At 69.7% G+C, this 21280-nt stretch carries 21 protein-coding genes and 4 pseudogenes; 13 read left to right on the forward strand and 12 right to left on the reverse strand.

Going from position 1 to position 21280, the window contains the following annotated elements:
- A partial coding sequence (locus tag ABZT02_RS45220) for a hypothetical protein (protein WP_356029138.1) occupies positions 1-406 on the forward strand: 406 nt, incomplete at its 5' end.
- 128 nt (positions 407-534) lie between these two features.
- On the opposite strand, the pseudogene ABZT02_RS45225 reads toward ABZT02_RS45220, so the two are convergent.
- Positions 535-798, reverse strand: a pseudogene (locus tag ABZT02_RS45225) (transposase); the annotation flags it as partial.
- Here ABZT02_RS45225 and tsf point away from each other — a divergent pair.
- The 5 genes and pseudogenes from tsf to ABZT02_RS45250 all read left to right on the forward strand — a co-directional run.
- A pseudogene (tsf, locus tag ABZT02_RS45230) lies at positions 776-1335 on the forward strand (translation elongation factor Ts); the annotation flags it as partial. The pseudogenes ABZT02_RS45225 and tsf overlap by 23 nt on opposite strands.
- Before the next feature lie 318 nt (positions 1336-1653).
- A complete protein-coding gene (locus ABZT02_RS45235; protein ID WP_356029172.1) occupies positions 1654-1959 on the forward strand; it encodes a DUF6247 family protein in 306 nt (101 codons plus the stop codon).
- Positions 1956-2216, forward strand: a complete 261-nt coding sequence (locus tag ABZT02_RS45240) for a hypothetical protein (RefSeq protein WP_356029140.1) — start codon at positions 1956-1958, stop codon at positions 2214-2216. Before ABZT02_RS45235 ends, ABZT02_RS45240 begins: the two co-directional genes overlap by 4 nt.
- Before the next feature lie 224 nt (positions 2217-2440).
- A complete protein-coding gene (locus ABZT02_RS45245; protein ID WP_356029176.1) occupies positions 2441-2743 on the forward strand; it encodes a hypothetical protein in 303 nt (100 codons plus the stop codon).
- A pseudogene (locus tag ABZT02_RS45250) lies at positions 2737-2958 on the forward strand (MMPL family transporter); the annotation flags it as partial. The gene ABZT02_RS45245 and the pseudogene ABZT02_RS45250, both read left to right, overlap by 7 nt.
- A 137-nt stretch (positions 2959-3095) precedes the next feature.
- Here the strand turns inward: ABZT02_RS45250 and ABZT02_RS45255 are convergent.
- Genes ABZT02_RS45255 through ABZT02_RS45265 form a run of 3 tightly spaced genes read right to left on the reverse strand, consistent with a single transcriptional unit; the run spans position 3096 to position 6952 of the window.
- Positions 3096-4367: an acyltransferase gene (locus ABZT02_RS45255; RefSeq protein ID WP_356029142.1), complete on the reverse strand. Its 1272-nt coding sequence runs from the start codon at positions 4365-4367 to the stop codon at positions 3096-3098.
- Positions 4364-5482 carry a hypothetical protein gene (locus ABZT02_RS45260; RefSeq protein WP_356029144.1) on the reverse strand — a complete coding sequence of 373 codons (1119 nt, stop codon included), beginning with the start codon at positions 5480-5482 and terminating at the stop codon, positions 4364-4366. The genes ABZT02_RS45255 and ABZT02_RS45260 overlap by 4 nt, the downstream gene beginning before the upstream one ends.
- Before the next feature lie 3 nt (positions 5483-5485).
- The gene (locus ABZT02_RS45265) at positions 5486-6952 is read right to left on the reverse strand and encodes a glycosyltransferase family 2 protein (protein WP_356029146.1); all 1467 of its coding nucleotides are present in this window, start codon (positions 6950-6952) and stop codon (positions 5486-5488) included.
- A gap of 449 nt (positions 6953-7401) precedes the next feature.
- Here ABZT02_RS45265 and ABZT02_RS45270 point away from each other — a divergent pair, with 449 nt between their 5' ends.
- Positions 7402-9069, forward strand: coding sequence for an alpha/beta fold hydrolase (locus ABZT02_RS45270; RefSeq protein ID WP_356029148.1), 1668 nt, complete (start codon positions 7402-7404; stop codon positions 9067-9069).
- A gap of 593 nt (positions 9070-9662) precedes the next feature.
- On the opposite strand, the gene ABZT02_RS45275 is transcribed toward ABZT02_RS45270, so the two are convergent.
- The 3 genes and pseudogenes from ABZT02_RS45275 to ABZT02_RS45285 form a co-directional block, all read right to left on the reverse strand.
- Positions 9663-9866, reverse strand: a complete 204-nt coding sequence (locus ABZT02_RS45275; protein WP_356029151.1) for a cold-shock protein — start codon at positions 9864-9866, stop codon at positions 9663-9665.
- Positions 9867-10238: 372 nt separating this feature from the next.
- Positions 10239-10570 (reverse strand): annotated as a pseudogene (locus ABZT02_RS45280) (HNH endonuclease); the annotation flags it as partial.
- Positions 10571-10707: 137 nt separating this feature from the next.
- The gene (locus tag ABZT02_RS45285) at positions 10708-13251 is read right to left on the reverse strand and encodes an ABC transporter substrate-binding protein (protein WP_356029153.1); all 2544 of its coding nucleotides are present in this window, start codon (positions 13249-13251) and stop codon (positions 10708-10710) included.
- 594 nt (positions 13252-13845) lie between these two features.
- On the opposite strand from ABZT02_RS45285, the gene ABZT02_RS45290 reads away from it, so the two are divergent.
- From ABZT02_RS45290 to ABZT02_RS45305, 4 genes are all read left to right on the forward strand, one after another.
- Positions 13846-14292: a hypothetical protein gene (locus tag ABZT02_RS45290; RefSeq protein ID WP_356029155.1), complete on the forward strand. Its 447-nt coding sequence runs from the start codon at positions 13846-13848 to the stop codon at positions 14290-14292.
- A 160-nt stretch (positions 14293-14452) separates the two neighbouring features.
- A complete protein-coding gene (locus ABZT02_RS45295; RefSeq protein WP_356029157.1) occupies positions 14453-14824 on the forward strand; it encodes a hypothetical protein in 372 nt (123 codons plus the stop codon).
- Positions 14808-15266: a DNRLRE domain-containing protein gene (locus ABZT02_RS45300; RefSeq protein WP_356029158.1), complete on the forward strand. Its 459-nt coding sequence runs from the start codon at positions 14808-14810 to the stop codon at positions 15264-15266. Before ABZT02_RS45295 ends, ABZT02_RS45300 begins: the two co-directional genes overlap by 17 nt.
- A 145-nt stretch (positions 15267-15411) precedes the next feature.
- The gene (locus tag ABZT02_RS45305) at positions 15412-15882 is read left to right on the forward strand and encodes a hypothetical protein (protein WP_356029160.1); all 471 of its coding nucleotides are present in this window, start codon (positions 15412-15414) and stop codon (positions 15880-15882) included.
- 409 nt (positions 15883-16291) lie between these two features.
- Here the strand turns inward: ABZT02_RS45305 and ABZT02_RS45310 are convergent, their stop codons facing one another.
- From ABZT02_RS45310 to ABZT02_RS45330, 5 genes are all read right to left on the reverse strand, one after another.
- Positions 16292-16915 (reverse strand): class F sortase, encoded by a 624-nt coding sequence (locus ABZT02_RS45310; protein WP_356029162.1) that lies wholly within the window; start codon positions 16913-16915, stop codon positions 16292-16294.
- A 101-nt stretch (positions 16916-17016) separates the two neighbouring features.
- Complete coding sequence (locus ABZT02_RS45315; RefSeq protein WP_356029164.1) at positions 17017-17409, reverse strand: sortase-dependent protein; 393 nt, start codon at positions 17407-17409, stop codon at positions 17017-17019.
- Positions 17410-17510: 101 nt separating this feature from the next.
- On the reverse strand, positions 17511-19607 hold the full coding sequence (locus tag ABZT02_RS45320) for a HAMP domain-containing sensor histidine kinase (protein WP_356029166.1): 2097 nt from the start codon (positions 19605-19607) through the stop codon (positions 17511-17513).
- Complete coding sequence (locus ABZT02_RS45325) at positions 19594-20364, reverse strand: response regulator transcription factor (protein WP_356029168.1); 771 nt, start codon at positions 20362-20364, stop codon at positions 19594-19596. Before ABZT02_RS45325 ends, ABZT02_RS45320 begins: the two co-directional genes overlap by 14 nt.
- Positions 20365-20410: 46 nt before the next feature.
- Positions 20411-20662 carry a hypothetical protein gene (locus ABZT02_RS45330; protein WP_356029178.1) on the reverse strand — a complete coding sequence of 84 codons (252 nt, stop codon included), beginning with the start codon at positions 20660-20662 and terminating at the stop codon, positions 20411-20413.
- Between ABZT02_RS45330 and ABZT02_RS45335 the strand changes: the two genes are divergently transcribed.
- Together ABZT02_RS45335 and ABZT02_RS45340 are read left to right on the forward strand one after the other, a co-directional pair.
- Positions 20571-20774, forward strand: coding sequence for a hypothetical protein (locus ABZT02_RS45335; RefSeq protein WP_356029174.1), 204 nt, complete (start codon positions 20571-20573; stop codon positions 20772-20774). The genes ABZT02_RS45330 and ABZT02_RS45335 overlap by 92 nt on opposite strands.
- Positions 20687-21058, forward strand: a complete 372-nt coding sequence (locus ABZT02_RS45340) for a WYL domain-containing protein (RefSeq protein WP_356029170.1) — start codon at positions 20687-20689, stop codon at positions 21056-21058. Before ABZT02_RS45335 ends, ABZT02_RS45340 begins: the two co-directional genes overlap by 88 nt.
- Positions 21059-21280: the final 222 nt, after the last annotated feature.

Here is a 21280-nt window from a genome sequence, read left to right on the forward strand (position 1 = left end):
CTCAACTCCCTCGCCGACTACCTCACCAAGGTCGGAACCACCGGCCAGAAAACAGAGCAGAACTAACCCTCAGGATTTCTGGCGCAGCACACTAGCTTTCGCTCTGGGCCCCGCCGGGGACATTGTCTCAGGGAACTGGCTGTACGCCTTCTCGCTGAACCTCAGGGTCGGGTCGGCATCCGTGTCCGTGCCGAAGTCCGCTCTGTCGGACGTGGCCAATTGGAAGGACCAAGTACTGGAAGCCGCCGCCAAGCAGATGGCCCTGGAGGGGGCTGGGCGGGAGGAGGGTCGAAGGTGCTACGCCTCGACTCTGAAGACGGTGTGGCAGGTGCTCAATGAGGCAAGGTACGTGCCAGCGGGGCTGGAGGAGTTCGCCATCAAGCTCGAAGCATTGCTGGCGGCGTGACCGACCGCGTTTCGGGACTAATTACCTGCAATCCTCCGAGGTGGCGGGAGCTGTCGAGCTCCCGGCCACCCGCCTCGTCCAATGTCTTCCCCGCAGACCGTGGTCATCGTCAGTACCCCGCCCGGACCGAGTCGCTCACCGACGTAAGCACGGACGTCGTCGCGCAGGGCATCCGCGTCCCAGACGCTGTTGTTCAACAGCCGCTGAAAGCCGTCCGGAGCGCGGTGGCCTGCCCATTCCGCGAGCTGCCAGCCGTTCTTCCTTGCCGCTTGGCCCAGCAGACCGCGGACGTAGTCCCGCATCCGCCACCGCACATCCGCCCGTCCGAACCGGCCCGCTGCCCGCTCGAACACCGACTCCAACTCCGAAGACCAGCAACTGACTTCAGGCATCCCCTCCATGTAATGACAACGACAACCGACTTCGTCGCCTAGGGTGACAAGTGCATCGCGGTCGCGAACGCGCTGGCCCAGCACATCGCCGCCGCCAAGCCAGCCAATGTCGAGGCCGCCCTGGCCACCGAGATCGAGCCGGGCAGGACCGTCCAGCAGTTCGTCGACGAGGCCAACGCCAACCTGGGCGAGAAGATCGTCTTCAAGCGCTTCGCCCAGTTCGACGGTGGCAAGGGGTACGTCGCCGCCTACATGCACCGCACCTCCCCGGACCTGCCGCCGCAGGTCGGCGTCCTGGTCGAGCTCGACAAGGCTAACGCCGAGGTCGCCAAGAACGTCGCGCAGCACATCGCCGCCTTCGCGCCGAAGTACCTGTCCCGCGAAGACATCCCGGCCGGGGACCTGGAGAACGAGCGCCGCGTCGCCGAGGCCACCGCTCGCGAGGAGAGCAAGCCGGAGGCTGCCCTGCCCAAGATCGTCGAGGGTCGCGTGACCGGCTTCGTGAAGGAGAACTCCGTCTCGGAGCAGGCCTTCGCGTAGGACAACACGAAGACCGTCGCCAAGGTCCTCGACGAGGCCGGCGTCCCTTCCGCGTCGGTGTCTAGGCCGGTGCTGATTGCGCAGGGTTACTTTTCACTTCGCGGCGGCCCCCATTGAAGGACCAGCGGTGCGCCATTCCTGCGTGCCAGCTGGGGCTCCAGTGCACTTCGCCAATTCGGGCAGGTCGGTGGCGTCATCGGTGAGGCCCCTCACGCCCCTGTCGCCCGCACCCCGTAGGAGGGGATCTCGCTCATGCCCGCATCCACGGCGACCCGGCGCGCGTACCGTGGCGGTACGACCCGCCGGGAGGACCTGATGAGCGCGCAGCCCGACCACGCACCCGTCACCCCGTATGCCCCCGCACCGGGAGCTCCGGCCGAACTGCTCGCGCAGCTGCGCGCCGACCGGCGCGCGGAGCGGTGGGTGCCGGCCTTCGAGCACGAGTGGACGGCGGCCCTCGAGGAATCCCGCCGCACGTTCTCCCTCGCCGCGCTGTACGAGGTCGTCCAGGAGTGGCAGGCCCGCGTCGCCTCCGCGCCAGCGGTCGACGCGTTCCTCGCCTCCGGCAAGGACGACTCCGAGTTCGTCGACCTGGAGGAGATCCGGAGCAGGCGCCGGTGACCGGTCGGCCGTATGCGGTCCGGCTGTCGCCGCCCGCCGCGAAGGTGCTCGCCGCACTGCCGGAGCACGCGGAGCAGATGGTCTGGGACGTCCTGGACGCCGCGGCCGGAAATCCGTGGGGCTTTCCGCAGTGGGACGCCGGCGACCTCGAGGGCGAGGATGTGCGCATCGCGTCCGTCGGCCAGCTGTCCGTCATCTTCTTCGCGAACCGCGCGCTCAGGCACCTGTCCGTGCTGGACATCGTCTGGCTCGGCTGACCCACCCTCGAACAGGCGTCGGACTGGCCCCGGCATTCGTAAGCCGTCCCTTTAGCCGATCGAGGGGGAAACACGCGGCTGATCAGCTGCGCGGACACGAGCAGCACCGGTTTTGTCCTGCACGCGAGCGGTCACCGGCCATCTCCGAACAGGTCGTTCAGCGACTCCGCCCGGTACCCGGCCGCGGGCACAGCCGGCGCCTGGGCGAGCCTGGCCTGGCGCTCGTGGTGCACGGACTGCCGGCTGCCGGAAGAGTCGTACCGGCAGGTCCTGGGCAGCTGTCCGAGCTGTCACCGGTGGTGCAGGCACTGCCGCCCACCGCGGCCCTGGTGGAACTGAAAGGTGCTCTGCCGTACTACGGCGTGGACGCGGGCCGCCTGGGCGAGGTACTGCGCATCCGCACCCTGTCGCGGCTGGGGAGTCGACGTCCGGGTGGGCATCGGGCCGTCGATTACGGTCGCCACCGCCCGCTCAGGTTCCACAGCTCGGCGGCGTCCTGGCCGTCGCACCGGAGCACCTGGCGCTGAGCAGGGGGCTCGGCCTGTCCTCGACGATCGGGACGCTCGCAAGCATGCTGGGCCTGGCCTGCGGTAGCGACTACGCGGTGTTCATCGTCTCCCGGTACCGGGAGGGGCACGGCCCGCAGGAGGCGGCGGCGCTCGCGACAGGTATCGCCGGTTCGGCCGTCGTCTTCGCCGGTCTGACCGTCGTCATCGCGCCGGCCGGGCTCCGGGCGGTCGGCACGGCCGCCGCCGCGATCACCCTCACCGCCGACGACTTCACCGACTCGCCCGAGGCCGCACCCGACCGAGTCCGCACCGAGCCCCGGGCCGTACACCATGCCCGGCTCACGGATCCCGTACTTCGGGGCCCCACAGATCAACGGGAGCGCCAGGAGCGGCCCGTCAGGCGTTCCACCAGCAGGTAGTGGACGTGCAGGGACAGGAACCAGGTCACCACGCCCCCGACCAGGAACAGGGAGAGAGGACTGAGTCCGGGCTGGCCCCCGCGCAGCAGCCAGTACACGGGGAGGTGCAGCAGGAAGAGGCTGCACGACATGCGGCCGACCTCGGTGAGTAGGCCGGTCGAGAGCAGTCGGGCCAGGGGGCCCCGGCCGGTGCAGAGCACCGCCGTCAGCAGCGCCGCGACCAGGACGACCGCGATCGCGTACCGGTTCTCGCCCGGTCCGCCGCCTCGCAGGACCGCCGAGACCGCCAGGGCCGCCGCCGCGGCGAGGCCGGTCACCGCCGTCAGTACGGCAGCTTGGCGGGACACCGCGCGGCCGCCGCGTTCGGCCAGGTGCACCAGGCAGGCGGCACCGGCGCCGGCCGGCAGGGCGAGTGCCCGCAGGTCGGTGACGACGCCGAAGCCGGGCAGCATCCCGCGGGCCGCCGCGATGGTTGCCGCACCGGTGAGCAGCGAGACGACCAGGGTCACCGCGACGAGTCGGCGTCGGGCCAGGAGGCCGACGCACGCCAGCAGAAGGGCCCACACGAGGACGGAACGCGCGGTGACGTCACCCAGCCACAGGGGAGCGAGCGGTGAGTCCGTCGTGGGGACCGCGCCCACGGGACCCCCCTGCAGCAAGTCGGCCCAGCCCCCGTGGCCGGGGAGGACCGACGCGGCCTCCCGGGCCAGGTCGCGGACGACGCGTGGCGGGCCCAGCGCCCAGGAGACGGCGAAGGTCGCGGTGACCGACACCAGCAGGGCGGACACCATGCGTGTGGTCCTGCGGGCCAGGAAGCCCAGGACGCCGGTCGCTCCGGTTGCCGTCGCCCTGCGGATCAGGGGCAGGGTGGTGAGGAAACCCGAGAGCACCAGCAGGACATCGACTCCCGCGCCGGTCCAGGAGAACCAGCGCCCGCCGACACCGGTGTCGTACAGCAGAACGGCCAGCACGGCCGCGCCCCGCAGACCGTCCACCGCGGAGAACCGTCTCCCGCTCACCTCGTCCGCCGGATCCGGCACGGGCACGCTGGGGCGGGCCTCAAGGCGAGGGGCGCCCACGAAGGGAACGACACCGGCCGCTCCCGCGAACACGGCCGGCAAACCGCCGGGGTCAGCCGCCCGTTCCTCGGTCCGTCCGGCACGGGTGTGCCCGTAGGACTCGGCCGGGTCGGACGGCCGGTGCAGGTAGCGCTCTTCGTTCATCTCGGCCAGGTCCGGAAGCAGGAGGTGATGACGGACTCGGCGGGGCGACCGAGGAAGGAGGTGAGGGAACCGGCCGGGGTGGCGGCTCCGGGGTCGGCGTGGAAGTCGAGGTTCCACCAGTACAGGCCGGCCATGTCACGGTCCCGGGCGACCTGGCAGGCCGCCTCGAACCAGCGTTGCTGCACCGTGGGGTTGGGCTTTCCCCCGCCCGTCCACACGGCCGGGTGACGATAGGCGCCGTCCTCGGCGATGATGCCGACCTCGCTCAGCACGATCCGGGGGAGTTTCCCGGTGTTCTTGCGGTCCAGCCAGTGCTGCCAGCCCGCGGCGATCTGTGCGACGGAGGCGTCGTCGCCGAGCCCGGCCAGGGGGAAGTAGGCGTCGACGCCCAGGTGGTCGACGGGGACGGGGACGTGCCGGGTGACATAGTCGTCCCAGTTGGCGTCGTAGGACAGTTCACCGGGGAAGGACCTGCGCGCCGCGGCGGTCAGGGAGTGCCAGCGCGGGTCGTCCTCCAGCGATGTCAGTTCCACCCCGAGGACGAAGGTGCTCGCGTGGTGACGGGCCGCGAGGGTGAGGTAGGGCGCGAGGAAGGCCTGGTACGAACGGAACCAGGCCGCCCTGTCGGTGGGGGCGAGTGAGCCGCGCCAGGCCAGGGGGTCCTTCGCGAGCAGGTTCTTCTCGTCGAGCAGGGGGCGCACGGTGATGCGCAGTCCGGCCGCCGCCGCGGTGTCCAGGAGCATGCCCAGGTGCCGTACGGACGGTGTCTCGGCCGAGGTGGCGACCCGGCTCGCCGTGGGGCCGGTGGTCGCGAACGGGAAGGTCACCGAGATCGCGTTCATGTGCTGGGCGACCATGTGGTCCACCACGCGCAGGGCGTCGGTGCGCACGGACGCGTCGGTCTCGCCCGGGTAGGCGTACCAGAGGACCTGCGCGCCGAGTTGGGGGTCGCCGGGACGCCAGGGGCGGGCGACCTTCGCGGGGGCCGGGGTCCGGCTCGCGGACGGGGGCTGGGACTGGGACGCCGGGGCCGTCGCCGTCGGAGCGGCCGGGGAGACGCACGCGGCGGTCGACAGGAGGACGAGCAGGGCGAGGCCGTAGAGGCGGATGCGCATTCCTCAGGCCGGTTTCGCTATGACGACGAACTGGTTCTCCACGCCGCGCAGCCAGCGCAGCAGTCCCCGGAAGGACCCGGCAGCCTCCCAGAGCGCGAAGAATGGCATCAGGGCGATCACCGCCATCGGCTCCCACCACAGGCGGCGGCCGTTGGCCGACACCGAGGCGTTGATCTTGAGGCCTTCCCAGTACATCCAGACCGCGTAGCCCATGGTCACCGCCCACAGGGGCAGGATCCACGGGGTGACGGGCGAGGTGTTGAGGTCGCCGAGCAGCGCGCCGACCGCGAGGACGACACCGACGTGCTGGAACGGCCCCAGCACCCACGTCGTCACGCTGTACATGAGCAGGGCCCGGGAACGGCGCGGCAGGCTGCGGTTGAAGGCCAGCCCGACCAGGCCCCAGGACCAGCGCTCGCGCTGCTTGAGGAAGTCCCGCATGGTCGCCGGGGACGCGCCGTAGCTGCGGCCGGAGAACCAGTCGCTGCGGCCCTTGTAGCGGCTGGCGAAGACGAGGGCGAGGTGGGCGTCCTCGCAGATGGAGTCCGGGCCGAAGTCCCAGCCGATGGTGGCCTCGATGGACGCGCGGAGCAGGAGCAGTTCGCCGTGCAGCCCGGCCAGCGGGGTGCCGCCACCGGTGAGGACGGCGAAGCGGGCGATGTCGTCGGCGGGGCGGATCGCGTCGGCCAGCCACGTCAGCCGGTTGACGGCGTTCTCGCGCGGATAGGTCAGCATGCCCTGGGCCAGGTGCTTGCCGTCGGGGCCGGCACGGCGTTGGGCGTTGATGAAACGGGCGACCTGTTCGGCGGTGTCGGGGCCGACACCGGTGTCGTCGTCCATGTGCAGCACCCATACGTCGTCCAGGGCCTCGCCCTCCGCGATGCGCAGCTCGTGGGCGTAGTGGTTGGCGCGGGCCTTGAAACGGGTGCCGTTCGGCGTGCGGTAGGCCTTCGGCACGGTGACCACCCGCATCAGGGGGCTGCGCGCGGCCAGGTCGTCGATGCGGCCGGCGGCCTCGCAGCCCTCCTCGGTCAGGATGTCGATGCGCAGGTCGGGGAACCAGCGCGGCAGGAACGCGCAGTACGACAGCACCGACCGCTCGAGTGCCGGGTAGGTGTCGTCCCGGCCGATGGTCGGGACGAGCACGACGAGCCGGTCGTACAGCGCCGGTGCCGCCTGGGTCCAGCCGCGCTGGCGGGCGATACGGCGGCGGGTCAGCGCGGCACCGGTGACGCCGACCAGCGAGCTGACGACGGGCAGCGTCCACAGGACGGTGACCACCCAGCCCATCAGCGTCACCCTGGGCGAGTACAGCGCCGAGGACAAGGCGTAGGCGAGGGCCGCGGTGACCAGGAAGGGCAGGAAACCCGGCTTCCAGGCTGCCTGCCGCTTCACCATCCGGGCCGTGCGGCGGGACGGGGGGACGTTCACGCCGGGGGGTACGTCCGCGCCGGTTGCGGAGGTGGTCATGATCACCCACTTGAGTACGCCAAAGGTCGACTTGTCACTCAGGGGTGGAAAGCACCCGAAGCGCTAAGCGGAACCTTGCACGATGTATGTGCGTTTCGTGAAGATGATTCCCGTCACAGGCATCCCACCAGGCCTCAGGAGCTTGTGAGCACCACGAGCGAGTTGTTGCGTCGCCCGGGTCATCACCACGCATCACACAGGCCCGCCTCGCCACCGCCTTGAAGAACAACGCAGACGGTGACGAACTACGAGAACGGCCGCTCGGAGCCGAAGTCGCCTCGCCTGGAGGCGTACCAGCGGCTGTTGAACGGGTGCGCGGCGAAGTGTCCCGCCCACGGAGCTCCGGCCGTCGCGCCCGCCCCGACTCCCGCGTTCCCCCCGAGCCGGTTCCGCAGACGGCTACCGGCCCTGCTACGCCCGAGGTTCCCGAGGCGGAGACGGTCGCGCCGGTGAAGGCGCCCGCCGTCCAGGCCGCACCGGGAGCGCCCGCTGCCCGTCCGGCGACGTCGTCGCGCCGCCCGGCCGGGAAGAAGGCGGCCAAGCCCGCCGTCGACCCGCGCTTTTCGCACGCCCGCTTGCCGTGCTGGACGGTGACGGTTCCGCGTACGGCGTCAACGGCATCGTGCTCGACTTCGTACCGGACTGCGGCCCACCGCATGGACTCCAGGCTGTCCATGGAGAACGCGTCGCCGACGAAGCCCGTGCTGGAGCCGATCGGGAAGGCCTGCGCGGCATGGCAGGCCGGAAGCTCGACGGCGGAGCCCGAGGACTGGCTGTACACGGTGGGCGTCGGCTTCGGACGCCCGCCGCCGACGCGGTGGCGCTGTGGCTGTCGCCGTTGGAGGACGACGAGAAGGAGCAGGCCGCCGCCGGTACGGAGAAAGTGCACGTCACACGATTGGTCTCCTGCTGTGGCGCGGACGGTCCAGCGCATCGAGCGTGGACTGGGCGGGGCAATGATGACCCCGGCCGAATTCGTAGAACGGATCCTCATGCCCGTCACCGTGAAAAACCACCGGGTACGCCACCAGTCCACCGTCCCCGCGAATAAGGACGAGTTCGTCGAACTTTTCGTGCGGGAGCGCGACGGCACGTCCCTCGGCCACCTCGACGAGCGCACGGCCGTCCTGATGCTCCACGGACGGAGCGTTCCGGTGCTCGCGGGTTTTGATCTCGATTTCAAGTCGTACAGCTGGGCCGATGCGCTGGCGAAGGCCGGTTACGACGTCTTCATGATGGACCTCCAGGGCTCGGGGCTGTCGCCGCGGCCGAAGATGGACGACCCTCGCAACGTCAACCCTGCCCAGCAGAACCTTCTGAAGCCGAGACCTCCAGGTTTCACGCCGGGCCTGCCGACTTATCCGTTCCAGCTGACCAACTCGGACAGCGACCGGGACGATCTGAATGCCGTCGTGGAGTGGATCATCCGCGAGCGTGGGGTGAAGAAGGTCGCCTTCATCGGCTGGTCCGCGGCCGCGTTCACGATGGGGCCGTACGCGGTCAAGAACCCGGGCAAGGTGTCGAGCCTGTTCCTGCTGGCGCCGATCTTCCCGCCCGAGGGCACGTCGAACGCCCCCGACCCGTTGCCGCAGCCCGGGTTCCCGACGTTTTTGGGCACGAAAGACGGAACCTGGAACGGGTGGACCAGCGAGGTGCACTGCCAGGGACAGCGCGAAGAGGAGATGCGCGACCAGGTGTGGGACGCGATCATGGAAAACGATTCGGTGGGCAGCACGTGGGGGCCGGTGGGTGAAGGGCGCAATCGCATCAGAAACTTCGTCCGGTGGGGGTGGAACAAGACCACCGCGGCGCAGGGCGGCGTCCTCGGCGGCAGCGTGCCGGTCCTCATCGCGTACGGTGAGCACGACAGACAGGTGAACACGTCGAGCGAAGATCCGGAATTCAACTTCTCGGTCTCCGCGCTCTACAACGCCATCGCCGGCGACCACAAGCTGATGGTCAAGCTGGCCTGCGCCGGGCATTCGGTGGTGTGGGAGATGCAGCACAAGAACGTGCACAACCTCTCAAAGCACTGGCTCAAGCACCTGAAGGTCGACGGCAAGACCGAGGGCATCTTCGACATGAACACCAACGGCGACATCAGCCCGGCTCCGTAGAACAGCCGAGCCCTCGACCACGAACCGTGGGAGCCCAGGGAAGTCAGCCTTGCGCCGTCGTCAGGCCCGCCGCAGGTACCGGCGAGGTGGAGTCCGCCGTCTGCGCGCCCTCGCCCGAACGGCGGCTGATGGGTCAGCATCCTCGGTCGTAGATCACCCGCGTAGCCACAGGTCCCTGACGGCCAGGCATCCGCGCAGGCGTGTGTCTGAACGCCTCTCTGGACGGCTGACACGGGTACAACGGGCGCTGTGCCAGCGGGTCGTCCCGCGCCACACCTACCGGCAGCCGCCGACCAGCGGCAGCCGGGTCCGGTGTTGGAAGGCGAGGGGCCTTGACCGGAATTCTGGTCAGGGCCACGCGCGTATGCCCCCAAGCGCGGATCCTGGCCGCGGTGCGAGACCAGCCGCAGCCCGATGCAGGCGCCGCCCCCGGTGTGGGCCCGGACGCGCTGGGCAGTCCTGGCCCGGGCGTTGGCAGGGACAGCATCTGCAGGGCAACGTGCCAGGAAGGACCGCCTCACGCCTTACAGCGCCGCATGCGTGAGGCGGCTGCCGAACCGGTCAGCCGCCTCGCCCAGCGCCATGTGGCCCGCTCAGCCCCGGACAATGTTCTGCGCCTGCGGCCCCTTCTGCCCCTGGCCGATGCCGAAGGTCACGTGCTCGCCCTCGGTCAGCTCGCGGTACCCGTTGCCCGCGATCTCGGAGTAGTGCGCGAAGACGTCCGGGCCCCCGCCGTCCTGCTCGATGAACCCGAAGCCCTTCTCGGAGTTGAACCACTTCACGGTGACGCTGGCCATACCGTCGATCCTTCGTTCATACCTGGGAACAGCCGTCAAACCGGGCCTGTTCCAGCCCTGCAACCGCACGAGCCTGCACCCGTTGTACCCCCCGATCACTCCGCTTATCCGACCGGCACCACACGCCAACCCGCCTGCCTCTCGCCAGCAGCTCCCTCGCCATCGACGCCACCTGCTGCGCGTAGCGCGTCCAGTCCACCAGTCCTCCGTTGTCCAGGCCTGCGATGCGTAACCGACGCCGCTTCGTGTCCGCGGCTCGCCGAGTCCCTGGGGCATCACCGAGCCCCAATGCCGCCCCGCATGCGCCGCCGCGTATACCGCAGATGCGCTGGCCAGGAGCGGGGCCGGCCGTGTCTCCAGCCCGGGTCGGTGTTACGGCGCCGGGATGTAGTGGACGACGGTCATCTGGCACGGTCCGCCGGCGTAGACGTTGATGGTGTCGATCTCGCTCTGGTCGGGGGTCAGGCCCCAGCGGAGCTTGGTCGCGGGCCAGTCGGCGAGGTAGCGGTAGGTGGCGGTCGGGGCCGGCGGCAGCCAGGTGCTCGGGTCCTGGCCGGCTTTTGGCGGTTGGTCCGCGCGGTGACCACGACCAGACTGGCGGCGGCGTCCTGGTCGTTGGCGTACGCCTCTCGCCGTGCGACGCTCCAGGCGGAGGCGCCGGAGTCCCATGCCTCGGCGAGGTGGACCATGTGGTCGATGTCGAGCTTGGCGGGGTCGCTGACCCCTCTCGCCTCAGCGGCCACGAAGCGCCACCAAACAACCTCGCCGGGATAAAACGCTCTTTGAGGAGGTTGCGGGCGAGGGGGCATGTCGGTCGACGGCGACGCTCACCGGGGGCCTCTCATGGGGAAGCCGCCGCGGTGTCGTCCCTGGGGCAGGGGAAGGTGTCGGGAGGAGTACCCCACTTCGCGGGGTTCTGCCGGTCGGGCAGGACTCCACAGCTGAGCAGCGTGGCCGTGGTTCCGCCCGGTGGGGCGATCTCGCGGATGAACACCGCCTTGTCGGGCGGGTACTTGTTCTTGCCATCCAGTTGCAGCACTCCGGAAGCGCCGGGGTACTGGGACACACCGTGGGCGGTGAGCCACAGATAGATGTCATTGGGCTGAACGTCATCGGAAGCCGGCAGCAGGTCCTCGATGACCTTGCTGACGACACCCACGGTGTCGAAGCCGCCTGCGGCGTCCGCGTCCGCGCTGCGTCCGCCGAAGGCCGTGGCGAAGTCCTGGGCGAACTGGGCGTACGGATCCCGCGAGTCCGGGGTGGGGGCGTTCGTCGTCTCGTAGAGGAGCGTCATGTACGGGTAGGCGCGGGCCGTTTGTTCTGGATGGAGCTGGAAGTCGATGGGGGCGCTTTCGGTGATCATCGGGATGGTCGTGCCTTGAGGGGGCTGGCATTGACCGCCCGCACTCTGCATCGCGTTGAGGAGGCTGGGAAGCACACCGGATCGAGCGAGGTAGACCACGATCCCGTGCGTGGCAGCGACCTTGTTGCACACTTCGCTCGCAATGGTCTCCGGCGTGGTCGCCCCGGGCTTCTCGCTGTACTTGATCTCGTCGATACCGCCGTGTGGGCGGTAGGCGGCGACGAACAGGTTCTTGAGGTCCGTACTGAAGGCCGTATCGGTCGGGTCGTACACGACCACGGCGTGCGGTGTGCCGCTGGTGAGTTTGCGGACCGCGGGGGAGTGGCGGATGAAGTCGGCGAGGACCCGCGCGACTCGCCCGTCGGGCGCCGAGATCTGGAAGTACCGCTGCGGCGAGTCGGGGCCGACCATGGTGCTGCCGGACACACCATTCGCGATGACCGGGATGCCGGCTTGGTCGAGTTCCCGGGCCGCGTCCAGCGACTCGGGACGGCTCTGGGTGATGCCGATGACCGCGGCGATGTGGTCCTGCCGCTGACGCTTGATGATCATCTGTGCGACGTCCGGGCCCTTCGGCGCCGTGGCGCTGTGCGCGCCATACTTGAAGTACTGGCCGGTGTTGGCGATGAGCAGGCGGATCGGCATCTTGTTCTGACGAACCCCGGTGTTGAGCTTGTGCTGCTGGGCGATGGCGCCGCGCAGGATCTGCAGGCCGATCGGCGGGTCGTCGTACACACCGTTCTGCAGACTCAGGGGAGCGAGGAAGACCAGGGTGCGGTATCGACCGTCCGGGATCTGGGCGTTCTCCTTCGCCACCAGGTGCTCGAGGTCCCGCAGTTCCTTTCCTCGGTCTCCCGGTACGGCCAGATCACATTGTCTGCCGTCGGTGACGCCCACACGCTCACCCGTCTTGACAGTGACGCATGAGGCAGGCGTGGGGGGCGGGGTGGGCCAGAGGTAGTGCGGGGCCAGAAGGATGCCCGCGGTCGCCGCGGCCATGACGGGCAGAGCGGCCGGACGCAACCAGTCGAGGGGGTGGTCCCGGCGGGCCGACACGCCCCAATGGGTTTCGATCTTCGTCTTGGCCGTGCCCTCCGTGTCGTCGTCGGCCGGCAGCGTGATGAGGCGTACCGGCTCGTCACTGCCCTCGTTGAGGAACGCGAAGACCTTGTCGGCGATGCCATTGGGCCGGTCGAGGTCGGCGCCCAGCGGCGCGGCGTAGTCCGGAGGCGGACCCGCGCAGGCGGCCAGGACGAGCAGCGGCTTGGACGGATGGTCACCGGCGAGCTCTTCGAACGTGCCGAGGAAGGCGCGGCCGGGGCCGTCCGCGTCGTCGATGTCAGGAATGAGGACGACGAAGGACCACCGCCGCCGTGCCCACAGATGACTCAGCCAGGTCCTTCGCCGGGTCGCTTTCCGTAGATCGGTGAGCAGCGCGCGCAAGAGGATGCGTCGCACGCGCGGGTCCTCCCTGTCCAGCTCGCCGTCCTGACAGAAGGCGAGCGAGGCGTCCAGGAAGCAGGCCGCGTTCGCCTCGTCCGCAACCCAGCGCAGGCCCCAGTGGCGCAGGTGGAACCTGTAACAGAGCTTGGGGAAACCGACGATCAGGGCTGCCACGAGTCCCTGCAGCCAGCCGGTCAGGAGATGCTGACCCAAAAAGTCCGCGAGGCCAGCGCAGGCACGCAGCGTTCTCCGCCTTTTGAGCAGAACCGCGTACAGGTCATCGAGGATCGGCTGCTGCTGGGCCTGCAAGTCGCCCGCGCCGCGTTCGGCATCCAGTACGGCCCGGCAGGTGTGAAAGGCCGGCAACCGCAGTCGTCCCGACGGCATGGTGAGCTGGAACCGCAGTCCGACTCGGTCGATCGCGGCAAGGAAGCCTCCGCTCAGCTCCGCGTCGTCAACGACCGCATGCGGTACCTGGAAGTGAGGACTGCCCCGCCGTCGCGACAGCCGGTGCTCGTACTCACGGACCATGAAGGCCGACGCCCGGACATCGCCGCCGTCCTGCCTGGTCAGGAGCAAGGCAGGCGCCCTCTCGGCACGGGACCGAGTAGCCGCGAAGATGTCGAGCTGACGTATGAGGCGATCCGACCACCTGGGGTATCGAGGGGCCGAGTCCGTGAGCGTGGGGGAGTTGGGCACGCAGTTCCTCCCTCGGGGAAGCAGGGAGGCCAACATGCCATGTAAGGGAGATGTGAAAATGGGCTATTTCTGTCGGTGACTCCTAATGAGTGATTCTGAGCGCTTCGCACCCGGCCCCAGGCCTGCTGCCGCCAGACATGCTCCGGGCGGCCAAAGCCCCTACGGGACCCGTGCCGTCAGGCCGCGCTCCGCGAACAACGCCTGCAACGCCGAACGGCGCCGCGCGTACAAACAGTCAGTCAGGTCGTCGCCTCGCTGGACCAGGTCGAAGGCCACGAAGTGCGGTGGCCACTCGCGTGCCGCCGGGGCGGCAGATGCTCCGCGTCGGGCGAGCCGCTGCTGCAGTCGCTCGAATGCCAGCCGGTCTTCGTTCCTGCACCACCAGCTCGCCATCCAGGCCGGTGTCCTCGGGAAGCTGTGCCAGGGGCGCCGCCCGGATCTCGGGGAACGAGGCCGTCATGTCTGTGTCGCGCCGTGAGCGCAGCAGCTGCACTTGCCAAGGCCGGGCCTGCCCTGCTGCGGGAGGAAGGGGAACCGAGCGCGGCGCTGCGGCGATGGGTGGCCGGGTTCGTGGACTTCCTGGTCACCAAGCACGGGCTCGCCGGCGCCATGGGGGCCGACGGCGCGGACGACTTGCACAGGTTCTTCCTCGACCAGCTGGTGTCCGTCTGTGACACCCTCCTGCTGGCGGCCCTCGGCGACACCGGCACGAAGCAGATCTCCGGGTTCATGCTCATGCGCGGCATCGGCAACCTCTGCATCGGCGCCGGCAACGACGCCCGCTACGACGAGGAGAGCTCCGTCCGAATGAGCGCCCCCCCCACACGCACTTCGAACGAGATTTGGTTTGCCGCACCGAACTCAACCTTGTTCGTCCTGGCGGTGGCCCGCCGACGCGGCGGGGCCTCCGAGTTGCGGTGAAACAGCCAGCCATCTGAGGCCGCGGCGAGCGACACCGACTCCGGCCGCCGATCCATCGGCCCCGTCGCCAACCTCTGTGGGTAGAACAGACGATCCCACCCCAGAGGTTGCAGCCGCTGACATCGCGGTCTCCGACGGTGGTGACAAGCAACTCGCCTCGGTGACGAAGGGCAAGACCAGCTTCGGGATGGACTGGGCGTCGAAGCTGCCGGATCCGACCGTGAAGGACAACACGGCCTCGGACGACCTCGGCGATGGCCAGACCTTGAAGGTCGTGGCCCTCGCGCAGGGCTTCTCTGAGGACCTGGTGCTTGGCCGGCAGCCGACCGACCCCACGCCTACCTACCGGATCCCGCTGGACCTGCACGGCCTGACTCTGTCTCAGGCGGACTCGGGATACCTGCTCCTCAAGGAACGGCAAGCTGGTTGTGGAGGCGCCGGCGCCGATGATGTGGGACGCGTCCAAGGACCCGGCCTCGGGAGAGTCGCCGAACCCCGAACAGGTGACCACAAAGGTGGAGACCGCCGATGACGGATCCCAGACCCTGGTCCTGACCCCCGATCCGGACTTCCTGGCCACGGCGACATACCCAGTCACGGTCGACCCGACCTCCACGCTCGCGGTCACCACCGACACCTGGGTACAGAATCCCGACTACCCGGACTCGCAGATCTCCTCGCAGGAGCTGAAGTCCGGCGCCTACGACTCGGGCTCGGACACGGCGCGCTCGTACCTGAAGTTCGACGTATCGAGGTTCACGGGCAAGCACATCACCTCGGCGACGATGTCGCTGTACTCGTACTACTCCTCCAGCTGCTCCAGCACCGCCACGACCCAGGTCAAGCGCGTCACGTCCACCCTGAACACCACGACCCTCACCTGGGGCGCGCAGCCGTCGACCACGACGACCAACATGCCACCAACGCTGGACACTGGGGCTACAACTCCTCGTGCCCGTCGAACTGGACGCTGACCGGGAGGGTGCAGGATTGGGCCGACGGCGCCACGAACAACGGCATCCAGCTGCGCAGCTCGGACGAGACGGACTCCACGAACTGGCGACGCTTCCGCTCGGCGAACTACACACACGACCTCCGGGCTACGCGCCGAAACTGGTCGTGAACTACAACTCCTACCCGACGACGCCCACATCCGCGGCGGTCTCCCCGTCGTCGCTGAACGCCTACAACGGCAAGCGGTACGTCACCACCTACACCCCGACCCTCTCCGCCAAGGTCTCTGACCCGGACGGCTCGGCAGTCAAGGCCCAGTTCGAGATCACCAACGACCCGGCCTACACCGGCGAGACGACGTACTCCTGCACCGCCACCTCTTCCTCGGTCTCCTCGGGCTCCACCGCGACCTTGACCATTCCCTCCGCTAGCCAGCTCGCGGCCTCACACCTGCGGATGCGAGTACGCGGCTACGACGGCACCGACTACGGCGCCTGGTCGCCCTACCTCTACTTCGTACCGAACGTCGCCAAGCCCGCCGCACCCACCATCTCCTGCGACGCGTACCCCTCCGGTGCCTGGACGGACAAGTCCAGCAGCGGCGCGACCTGCACGCTCGACACCTCATCGAATTGAACCCACCCACAAGCTCTGGTTGCTGGCCAACCACAAGCCCGCAGTCGGCACCGGCGACTTCGGGTTCTGCGCCGCATGCGCCTGATCCCCTTTCGGACGCGTCGTCCCTGGCAACCGACAAGACCGGTTTGCCGGCAGACCCGGTCATGTGGCTCTCACCGCGCAGTGCCTCGATCCGCTCGGTGCCGGCCTCCTCAAGGAGGGCGTCGCCGCGCATCCACATCGCCCGGCGGTGGTCGCTGGCGGCGCAAGCGAGAGCGGTGACGGCCTCCAGGCAGTCGCGGCGGTTCGCCTCGCCGTGGCGGACGCGTACCGACCGTTCGGCGGCGTGCTTCTGGAACCGGCCGCTGACGATCGAGCCGCGGACGTTACTCGTGACGACAGGGCGAAACGGACACGCCTACGGCCCTCAGCTCGCTGTCGCGTACACGATGAGGTTGTCGACAGGGTGCCCCTGCGCGTCGAAGTCGCCGTCGCACGTGATGAGCCGTAGAGCACGTTCCTGGGTCGGCCCGTAGACCTTCTCCGTCGGGAAGGCGTTCTTGGCGACGCTCTCCGTGGCCGTGACGGTGAAGTGGAGGGCTTTTCCCGTCTTGTCGGTGACGGTGATGTCCGCACCCTCCTTGATCTTCTTCAGGTCGTGGAAGACGGCCTCGCCGAAGCGGGTGTCGTTGTGGCCGATGATGACGGCCGCGCCGATCTCACCGGGCACCGCACCGCCCGTGTACCAGCCCGCGGTCATCCCCTCCTCGGCCGGCGGGACCTGGACCGTCCGGTCCGTGTTGAGGCCCAACTCCATCAGCGAACTGGTGATCCCCACGGAGGGAACGGCCACCTCGGCAGGGGCCGCCGGAGAGTCGGCCGCAGGCCGCTCGGACTTCGGAGCGCCCGACGCGGCGGCGGGGGCGGTGGGGGCGACCCGGACCGTCGGGTCGGGGCCGGACGAACAGCCGGTGAGTAGGGTGACAAGGGTCAACAGGGTGAGGGTCGCGAGGCGGGCCAGGGACAGGGCCGGACGGTGTGCAGGGGGCAACTCGGGCTCCAGAACAGGGTGCGAGGGTTCGCCGGAACGCACAGGGCGCCGCCTGGTGAAGGGCGGCGCCACCGTTTCGTACGAGAGGTCGTGCTGCCGGGTCAGCCTTCGCGGCGGGCGGTGGTGCGGCGGCGCAGTACGTAGGTGCCGGCGCCCGCGAGCAGCAGCGCGCCGGTGGCCGAACCGATGAGCGTGCCCGTGTTGTCGTCCTCGGCGGGGGCCTCGCCCGCGGCGACACCGCCACGCGGGAAGTCCTTGCCTCCGGCCTTCTGGGCTTCGGCGGCCTTCCGGGCCTTGTCCTCCCTGAGCGTCCTGGCGTCCTCGGCCTTCTTCTTCGCCAGGGCCTCCTTGTCGGCCGGGGTCGAGTCGGTCGCGCCCGGCGTCGGAGTCGGGTCGGTGGCGAAGGCCGCGGTGGCCGGGACGAGCAGCGCGCCGGCCGCGACGCCGGTCAGGACAGCGATACGCAGCGGGCGCAGGGTGAGACGGCGGGACATGTGAGGGCTCCAGTTCCAGCCCGGCTTGGTCGTTCCTGGTTGCCGATCCGCACCAGGTTCCGGGCATGGCTTCACCCTGACGGCCACTTGTGAGGAAACTGTCAGAGCGCTGTCGTCATCCCATCAGGGTCGACCGGGCCCTCCGGCTTCCGTGACTCGGCTGTCGGCAGCCGCAGGGTGAAGGTGGCCCCCTTCCCCTCCGTGCTCGCCACGTCCACCGTGCCGCCGTGGGCCTCGGCGAGCTTGAGGACGATCGCCAGGCCGAGGCCGCTGCCGCCGGTGCTGCGATTGCGGGACTTCTCCGCCCGCCAGAAACGGTCGAACACGTACGGGAGGTCGCCCGCCGGAATGCCACTGCCGGTGTCGGACACCTCCACGGCGAGCTCGTCCCCCGGGTCGGTGACGTACCGGCGCAGGGTCACCGTGCCGCCGGCCGGGGTGTGGCGCACCGCGTTGGAGAGCAGGTTGCTGACGGTCTGCCGCAGCCGTACGGGGTCGGCGTCGAGGAGCGGTGGGTGAGGGGTGCCCGGCGGCGGTGTCAGGACCGTGAGGGTGACGCCCGCCGTCTCGGCCAACCCCTGGTGCGCGGCGGCGACCTGGCCGAGCAGCTCGTCGATCCGTACCGGCTTCCGGTGCAGCCGCAGGGCGCCCGCGTCGGCCGCGCCCAGGTCCTGGAGGTCGTTGATGAGGTGCTGGAGCTGCACCGCCTCCTCCAGGAGCGAGGAGACGAACGCGGGGTCCGGAACGGCCAGTCCGTCGTGGGCCGCCTCCAGCCAGCCCCGGATGTTGCTCAGCGGCGTTCGCAGCTCATGGGCGACATCGCTGACCATCACCTTGCGCTGCTCCTCCAGGCGGGCCCGGTGCGCGGCCATGTCGTTGAAGGCCGCCGTCAGCCGTCCGATCTCATTGTCGGAGACGACGGGCACGGGCACCGGCGTCGCGTCCAGGCCCTCCCGCATGCGCTGAGCGGCGCCGGTGAGCGCGTGCAACGGGCGTACGAGCCTGGCTCCGGCGAGCACCGAGGCGCCGACGGTGAGGGCGAGGACCAGGGCGGTGACACCGGCGATGCGCGCGGTGTTGGCGCGGGAGAGGTCGAAGCCAGGCACGCCGGCGGCACCGGGGCCGTCGATGAACAGGAGCGCGGGCTCGGCGACGTAGCCCGTGAGCTGTTCCCGGCGGGCGCTTTCGACACAGTTGGCCACGGCCCGGTCGTACGCGCTGTCGCGGATCTCGGCGGGGGCGTAGTCGAGTGCGCCGCCGGAAGCCGCTTTTCGTTCGGCCGTCGCGGCGTCCTCCGCCTTCTTGGCGGCCAGGGCCCTCGCCTCCCGATCGCTGAGGCCGTCCTCGGCGCCGGCGACCGCGTCGTCCCGCCCGTATGCGTAACTCCGGTCCCAGGACAGGTCCAGGTTCAGTTTCACGGCGGTGCGACCCTGTCGTTTCAGACAGGCGTCAGCCAGTTGGTTGAGGGCGCTCAGGGCCTTCCGCTCGGTCGCGGTGGGACCGACCGGGTAGGACGCAAAGCACTTGGCCACCATGTCACGGTCGGTGGCGCTGTCGGTCCCCCCCTCGGTCTCGTCGCTCACGAACTGGACGCGGGGCCGTCCGCCCGGGCTCTCGACGACGTCGGCGGCGATACCCATCTGGCTGAGGCACTCCACCCTCTCGGCGGCGGCCTTCCGCAGTGCGTCGTGTTCCTTCGCGGGCAGCCGGAAGGGCCCCACGGCCCGTGGATCGACGCGGTCGGCGCCGGCCTTGGCCGCATCGGGCACCAGCACGGTGTCGACGGAGCGTGGATCCACGACCGCCGAGGGCTGCTGAGCGAGCAGATCGTCGAACGAACCGCCGCCCGCTGAGCGCGAGTCGGCCGAGTCCACGATCGGGCGTCGGCCCGGCGTGGTGAGCACGATCCGGCGCCCGGACTCCTGGGCCAGATCTCGCACGGTGGTGTCGACGCCGTCCCAGTCGGGGTGGGTGGCCGCGTAGCCGAGGAGGGTGTTGTAGATCTTCGCGTCGGACTTGAGGTTCTGCCCCTGCTCCTGGCGGATCGCGACGGAGGTCGTCTGCACGGCCAGCCAGGCGGTCGCGGCGACCGAGCACGAGGCCACCAGCGCCGTCACGGTCAACAGCCGCCCCGCCAGGCTCTTGCGCAGCGGCAGCCGGGCGGCCTCCGCCGCACCTCCCCTGTCAGGACGACGCATGGCGGACGTTCTTCGCGGGGTCCGTGAGTTTGTAGCCGACGCCGAAGACGGTGATGAGGCGGGCCGGCTGTCGCGGGGCGCGCTCGATCTTCTTGCGCAGGTTCATGACGTGCACGTCGACGGTCCGGCCGCTGATGTACTTGTCGAAGCCGTGCAGCTCGTCCAGGAGCCGTGCCCTGGTGAAGACCCGGCCGGGCTCGGCCGCCATCGCCGCGAGGATACGGAACTCACCGGGCGTGCACTCGACGGGCGTCCCGGCGACCGACACCTCGTGCCGCGAGGGATCGACCCTGAGCGCGCCGACCGTCAACACCTCGTCGTCCGGGGCCGCTTCGGGCTCCGAGGCGGGAGCGGGGGCGGGTACGGTCGCCGGAGCCGGGTCGGGGCCGCGCCGGTTGCGGCGAAGCAACGTCCTTACCCGGGCGGTGAGTTCACGCGGACTGAACGGCTTGGTCATGTAGTCGTCGGCGCCGAGGTCGAGGCCGAGCAGCAGATCGTCCTCGGTGCTGCGGGCCGTCAGTATCAGCACCGGCACCTCCCGGCGTTCGGCGCGCAGGATCCGTACGACGTCGAGACCGTCGGCCCCGGGCATCATCACGTCGAGGACGACCAGGTCGGGTTCCTGGTGCCGGACCGTCTCGAGAGCCGTCCGGCCGTCCTCGACGACCGTGACGGCGTGACCCTCGTGCTCCAGGTAGCGGCGCACCAGTTCGGCCTGCTTCGCGTCGTCTTCGGCGACCACAATGTTTGCGCACACGCCGCAGATCGTAGCGACCGCCGGCGCCGGGAGGTCGGAAGTGTCCTTACCGTGAGGGCGGTTCGGTGGTGGACAGGCGAGGGTGCAGGGCTGCCGTCGAGCGTCCCGTGAGGTCGAGGAGCAGCTCGGCGAAGAGGGCGTCGCCCCACCCGAACCAGGGGCGGGCGAAGGTCGTCAGCACGCGTACGGTGCAGCGCGACCTCCAGGTGCTGATGGAGACCGGTGTCCCGGTACGCACCACACCCGGGCGGGGCGGGGGCTGGTCGATCGACCCGGAGATGACGCTGCCCCCATCCACTTCACCGCCGATGAAGCCTCGGCGGTGGCCGTCGCCCTCGCCGCGGCCGACGCCTCCACCCCGTACGCCGGCGCGGCCCGCACAGCAGCCCAGAAGATCGCGGCCTCGATGACCGGCCCCGCCGGGGCGGCGGCACAGGAACTCGCCGCACGGGTCGTTACGCTGTCCTCGCCGACCGACTCCTCAGTCCGCGCCGCAGTGGAACAAGCCCTCACCACCAACACGGTGCTACGGCTGTCCTACAACGACGCAGCAGGACGCGAAAGCGACCGCGCGGTAGAACCGGCCGGACTGCTCAACGCCGACGGCCAGTGGTACCTCATCGCCTGGTGCCGCATGCGACAGGCCGGCCGGGGCTTCCGGCTGGACCGCATCACAGCAGCGGCCAACCACTGAACAGGCTCAGCCCCACGACCTGACCGAACTGCTACGCGGCTCCGCCGTGCAACCCACCACGCTCGCTTCACTCACGCCCCCGCCTTCAGCAAATCGAAGGCACCACCCCGGTGAACCTTCACGGTCACGGCACTAGTGTGCTGCGCCAGAAATCCTGAGGGTTAGTTCTGCTCTGTTTTCTGGCCGGTGGTTCCGACCTTGGTGAGGTAGTCGGCGAGGGAG

Origin of the sequence: Streptomyces sp. NPDC005402 (genome assembly GCF_040606575.1) — a bacterium.
Classification (GTDB): Bacteria; Actinomycetota; Actinomycetes; order Streptomycetales; family Streptomycetaceae; genus Streptomyces.